7 protein-coding genes are annotated in these 3,685 nt (G+C 67.4%); 6 read left to right on the top strand and 1 reads right to left on the bottom strand.

Annotated elements, in window-relative coordinates; all coding sequences use genetic code 11:
* The first annotated feature begins 92 nt into the window (after window positions 1-92).
* On the top strand, window positions 93-236 hold the full coding sequence (locus BGN95_RS13225) for a hypothetical protein (RefSeq protein WP_179512678.1): 144 nt from the start codon (window positions 93-95) through the stop codon (window positions 234-236).
* Here BGN95_RS13225 and BGN95_RS13220 read toward each other — a convergent pair.
* Entirely contained in the window at window positions 215-886 is a 672-nt protein-coding gene (locus BGN95_RS13220; RefSeq protein ID WP_179512677.1) for an RBBP9/YdeN family alpha/beta hydrolase, read from the bottom strand. The genes BGN95_RS13225 and BGN95_RS13220 overlap by 22 nt on opposite strands.
* A 168-nt stretch (window positions 887-1,054) precedes the next feature.
* Here BGN95_RS13220 and BGN95_RS13215 point away from each other — a divergent pair, with 168 nt between their 5' ends.
* The 5 genes from BGN95_RS13215 to BGN95_RS13195 form a co-directional block, all read left to right on the top strand.
* Entirely contained in the window at window positions 1,055-1,789 is a 735-nt protein-coding gene (locus BGN95_RS13215) for a TlyA family RNA methyltransferase (protein WP_286772872.1), read from the top strand.
* Between the two features lie 188 nt (window positions 1,790-1,977).
* Window positions 1,978-2,499, top strand: coding sequence for a TspO/MBR family protein (locus BGN95_RS13210; RefSeq protein ID WP_179512675.1), 522 nt, complete (start codon window positions 1,978-1,980; stop codon window positions 2,497-2,499).
* 23 nt (window positions 2,500-2,522) lie between these two features.
* Window positions 2,523-2,774, top strand: coding sequence for an accessory factor UbiK family protein (locus BGN95_RS13205; RefSeq protein ID WP_286772871.1), 252 nt, complete (start codon window positions 2,523-2,525; stop codon window positions 2,772-2,774).
* Between the two features lie 214 nt (window positions 2,775-2,988).
* Window positions 2,989-3,501 (top strand): type III secretion system chaperone family protein, encoded by a 513-nt coding sequence (locus BGN95_RS13200; RefSeq protein WP_265272014.1) that lies wholly within the window; start codon window positions 2,989-2,991, stop codon window positions 3,499-3,501.
* Window positions 3,501-3,685, top strand: a 185-nt coding sequence (locus BGN95_RS13195; RefSeq protein WP_286772873.1) for an NAD(P)-binding domain-containing protein, incomplete at its 3' end; no start/stop codon positions are given. The genes BGN95_RS13200 and BGN95_RS13195, both read left to right, overlap by 1 nt.

Raw genomic sequence — 3,685 nt, 5'->3', positions numbered from 1 at the left:
TATGCCGAGGCCGGGCTCGACGCCGACCATATCGTCAATACCGTCCTCAAAACATTGCGGTGGAACCAGACCGGCGCGGTCGGCGCGCTGGCGTGACCGGCTGGACCAAGGTGATCGTTGCGACGGCGCTGATGGCCGTCGCGCTCGGTTGCTTCAATCTCTCGCTGTGGCGTCGGCTACGCGCGGCGCGGCTGCGGGCCGAGGCCGAGCCGGATCAGTCGGCGCGGGGCGAATAAAGCGTCGTTGCGGCATTCTCGCGCGCAAGGATCGCGCGCGCGTCGCCGGGGGTCAGCGCCTCGCCGCGCGGGCCGCCCGATGCGGTGATCACGCGATCGAGCAATTCCTGCCCCTCGGGCCACCAGCCGAGCCCGCTCGCCGCATTGATATGGCCGTGCGCGCCGAGATCGACGAAATGGCTGCCCCAATCCGCCGCCAGGCTGTGCGCGCGCTCGATCGTGATCCACGGATCGTTGCTCGATGCGACGACGATCGACGGGAAGGGGAGCATCGTCTTGGGGGCAGGGGCGAAGCCGGCGATTTCGTCGGGCACGGTCGCGCGATCGACATCGGCCGGTGCGACGAGCAACGCCCCCGCCACCGGCCAGCCATAGGGTTGCGGGCTCAATGCGGTCCACCAGGCGATCGCGATACAGCCGAGGCTGTGCCCGACGAGGATCACCGGCGCGCGCGCTGCGGCGATCGCCTGATCGAGCTTGGTCACCCAGGCGTTGCGATGCGGGGTGTTCCACATGCCGAGCTCGATTCGCGCAGTATCGGGGCGCATCTTTTCCCATAATGTCTGCCAGTGCGCCGGGCCCGAGCCGTTGAGCCCCGGCACCGTCAGGATCGTCGGGCGCATGGCAAGATCGGGGGAGAATTGCTCCATCGCCGGCACTCCTCGTCGCTCGGGCGAGGCCGCGGGTTGCCGTATCTAGGGGACAGCGACTCCGCGACCTCGTGCCCAACTTATTTCCTACTAAAATGATAGGCAATAGGCGGCGCGCCCGATGGAAGACGGCTTGCGACGAACCGATCGGCGCGCGATAGCGCGGGGATGGCGAAGGTGCGCGCGGATCAATTGCTGGTCGATCGAGGGCTGGCCGAATCGCGCACCCGCGCGCAGGCGCTGATCATGGCGGGGCTCGTGTTCACCGCCGACCGCAAGGTCGAGAAGCCGGGGCAGGCGCTGAACGCAGAAGCGGCGCTCGACGTGCGCGGGCGCGATCATCCCTGGGTGTCGCGCGGCGGCATCAAGCTGGCGCACGGCCTCGATCATTTCGCATGGGACGTGACCGGGGCGGTGGCGATCGACGTCGGATCGTCGACCGGCGGGTTCACTGACGTGTTGCTGACGCGCGGCGCGGCGAGGGTCTATGCGGTCGACAGCGGGACCAACCAGCTCGCCTGGAAACTGCGGCAGGACCCGCGCGTCATCGTCCACGAACAGACCAGCGCGCGGATCCTGACCGTGGCGCAGATTCCCGAGCCGGTCGATCTGATCGTCTGCGACGCCAGCTTCATCTCGCTCGCCAAGGTGCTGGAGGTGCCGCTCGGCTTCGCGGCGCCGGGCGCGCGCGCGCTCGCGCTGATCAAGCCGCAGTTCGAGGCGGGGCGCGACGAAGTGGGCAAGGGCGGGGTGGTGCGCGATCCCGCCGTCCACGCACGCGTCTGTGATACGGTGGCAGCGTGGTTCATCGCACAGGGCTGGCGCGTGCTGGGTATCGAGCGCAGCCCGATCACCGGCCCCGAAGGCAATGTCGAATTCCTGATCGCGGCTGTGCGGGACTGACCCCGGCCGTCCTTCTTTCTCCCCTCCCTTGTTCAAGGGAGGGGAGCGATGTGACGAACGCGTCGACCGACAATGGCACACCGTCCTCGTCAATCATCTGTTTACCTCGTGCGCGCGGCACGGCAGGTTGCGCGCGGGGCAGAACAGGAGGGCTTGTGGGAGGCATTGCGTCAAAGGCGCAGCTGCGGATGTCGTTTCTGCGCTGGGCGGTCGTCACCGTCCCGCTGATCCTGTTGCTCGGGCTGCTTTCGGCACGCAGCGAGCCGGTCGGCGCCGCCAATCCCTGGTATCAGGGACTCGCCAAGCCCGGCTTCACCCCGCCCGATGCGGCTTTCCCGCTGATCTGGATCGCGGTCTATGTCGGGATCGGGCTTGCGCTGGCGATGATCCTTCACGCGCGCGGCGCCCGGGGGCGGGGGCTGGCGGTGGGGTTGTTCGCGCTGCAATTCGCGCTGCATCTGATCTGGCCGCTGTTGTTCTTCGGCGCGCATAATCTGTCAGGGGCGTTGATCGATCTCGTCGCGGCGCTGCTGATCGCGGTGGCGACGGCGGCGCTGTTCGCGCGGATCCGCACCGTCGCGGCGTTGCTGATGCTGCCTTATATCGTGTGGTTGGGGGTGATCGGCGCGCTCACCTGGCGCATCGCCCAGCTCAACCCGCAACAGGAAAGCCTTGTGCCGGGCGCGCATACGTCCCAGGTAATCAACTGAGTTTCAGTGGAAGGCGCAGGTTGATGCAGTCCGAAAACCGGATGTTCGATGATTTCGTGAAGTTGGTGAACGGCGCGGCCGGCATGATCGCCGGGATGGGCCGCGAGGCGCAGGCCGGCGCGCGCGATCGCGCGAAGGAGTGGATCGGCGGGCTCGATTTCGTCAGCCGCGAAGAATTCGAGGCGGTGAAGGCGATGGCCGTCGCGGCGCGCGACGAGGCCGATGCGCTCAAGGCGCGGCTCGACAAGCTCGAGGCGGCACAAAGCAAGGGTTGAGCGCAATCTGCGAAATGCGCCGCGGTGCATTTCGTCTGTGCCGGCCCGCTCCCCCACCCGGCCACCCATCGGGATAGGCTTGTGGGAGGCCGGGTGGGGAGCGGGCCGGCGCCGCCCCAAAAATAGCGACACTCGCAATTTACTCACACTTTTCCCATATCATCGGCCGCCACGGGCTTTGCCTCCGTGGCGGCCTTCGTGCGATAGGAGCGCCATGATGCTCGATGAAGCCGAAGATGACCATGAGGCAGCCGCGCCGCTCGACATGCTCGACCGCTATTTCGCGGCGCACGGCTGGGTCAGCGAACGCCACGATGATGAGATCAGCGCGACCGTCAAGGGTAGCTGGACCGAATATGAGCTGCGTGCCTTGTGGCGCGACGAGGACAGCGTCCTCCAGTTCCTCTGCTTCCCCGACGTGAAGGTCGCCGAGGAACGCCGCGCGCCGATCCACGAAGCGCTGGCGCTGGTCAACGAACAGCTCTGGGTCGGCCATTTCGAACTCTGGTCGTCGAGCGGGGTATTGCTCTATCGCCACGCGATGGTGGTCGACGGCGACGAGGACGGCGATCGCGCGATGTCGCTCGCCACGACCGAATTGCTCGTCGAGACCGCGATCGACGAATGCGAGCGTTTCTATCCCGTGTTCCAGTTCGTTCTGTGGGGCGGCAAGACCCCGCGCGAGGCGATCGCGGCGGCATTGATCGAGACGCAGGGGGAGGCCTGATGCGCGTGTGGATGATCGGCTGCGGCAATATGGCCGGAGCGATGCTGACGCGCTGGATCGAGAGCGGGGCGGTGAAGGCCGAAGCGGTCGACGTGGTCAACCGCAAGGACCGCGCACTGCCCGCCGGGGTCCGCCAGGCGCGCGCGCTGCCGACGGGCGCGGCGCCGGATATCGTGGTGCTCGG

Source organism: Sphingomonas sp. 66-10 (assembly GCF_001897045.1).
In the GTDB taxonomy this organism is placed as follows: domain Bacteria; phylum Pseudomonadota; class Alphaproteobacteria; order Sphingomonadales; family Sphingomonadaceae; genus Sphingomonas; species Sphingomonas lycopersici.
Note: the sequence above shows the minus strand (reverse complement) of the source record. Positions and strands in the feature narration are given on the sequence as shown.

Excerpts from the sequence above, each read along its gene's own strand:
- BGN95_RS13220 (WP_179512677.1), bottom strand. The coding sequence starts at position 886 with ATGGAGCAATTCTCCCCCGATCTTGCCATGCGCCCGACGATCCTGACG.
- BGN95_RS13200 (WP_265272014.1), top strand. The coding sequence starts at position 2,989 with ATGATGCTCGATGAAGCCGAAGATGACCATGAGGCAGCCGCGCCGCTC.
- BGN95_RS13205 (WP_286772871.1), top strand. The coding sequence starts at position 2,523 with ATGCAGTCCGAAAACCGGATGTTCGATGATTTCGTGAAGTTGGTGAAC.
- BGN95_RS13215 (WP_286772872.1), top strand. The coding sequence starts at position 1,055 with ATGGCGAAGGTGCGCGCGGATCAATTGCTGGTCGATCGAGGGCTGGCC.
- BGN95_RS13210 (WP_179512675.1), top strand. The coding sequence starts at position 1,978 with ATGTCGTTTCTGCGCTGGGCGGTCGTCACCGTCCCGCTGATCCTGTTG.